The organism is Bacillus sp. LR--39 (genome assembly GCF_053613335.1).
The window spans coordinates 1-1,037 of the sequence record NZ_JBSIOT010000351.1 but is presented as its reverse complement, the minus strand read 5'-3'; the positions used below and the strand labels follow the sequence as shown (position 1 = coordinate 1,037).

Genomic DNA, 1,037 nt, shown 5'->3' with positions numbered 1-1,037 from the left:
AATACACTGTTTCATCAATGAATTTATTCTCATCCAAAACCCCGTTATTGTTCTGTGGTTCTTGAGCATGTATTTTTGTTCCACCAACAAAAACAAACAATAAACCCAGGACAGCACTAATATAAAGTTTCTTCATGTTTACTCTCCTTTTTTAGAATGATCCCAAATCCATTAAAGTCTATATACCTTTTAAGCAACTATCCCTATAAAGATCACCTACTAGTAAATATTATACATTAATTTTATAAAATGGAAATATCTTTTAGTCAATTGTTATTTTAATAAAGTTTGGTACAAGTATTACACAAAATAAAACATTTTTTGGATATCACCCCACTGAAGAATATGATACAATGACAATTGATTGTTTTTTTGAAAAGAGGGGAATCCATTGAAGCGGGAACTTGTTTTGCGCTGGCTTTTTTATTTTGTCGGATTGATTGTTTTGTCTTTCGGGGTTTCTCTTACGATTGAAGGGAAAGTGCTCGGCATCGGTCCTTGGGATGCGTTTCACTACGGGCTGTATATGCTTTTGGGCCTTACGGTCGGCCAATGGGCGATTATTGTCGGGGCGGTCATCGTAGGTTTAACGTCCTTATTTACAAAAGCATGGCCGAAAATCGGCGCCGTGCTCAATATGCTGTTAATCGGTATTTTTATAGATTTCTTTACTTATATTCTTCCAGACCCGGAAACGTATATTTCAAGCACTGTCGTATTCGTGATCGGCGTTATTTTTATCGGTTACGGAGTCGGCATTTATGTATCGGCCGATCTCGGTGCGGGTCCGCGTGACTCCCTGATGCTTTTGATTTCCGAGAAAACGGGCTGGAACGTTCAGTGGGTCCGAAACGGAATGGAGCTGACGATTTTATTGATCGGCTGGCTGCTCGGCGGGCCGATCGGCATCGGTACTGTTTTAACCGCCATTTTAACCGGCCTGATTTTGCGGTTTTCTTTGCCGCAGTCCAAACAGCTTTTAAAAGCAGCAATGGCAGGAAGGCGCATCAGAGCTGCCAAGCCTGTACATATGTCGC

1 protein-coding gene is annotated in these 1,037 nt (G+C 41.0%); it reads left to right on the top strand.

Annotation, left to right across the window (positions count from 1 at the left end; genetic code table 11):
• Positions 1 to 391: 391 nt before the first annotated feature.
• A partial coding sequence (locus ACWHAR_RS23145; protein ID WP_452087955.1) for a YczE/YyaS/YitT family protein occupies positions 392 to 1,037 on the top strand: 646 nt, incomplete at its 3' end.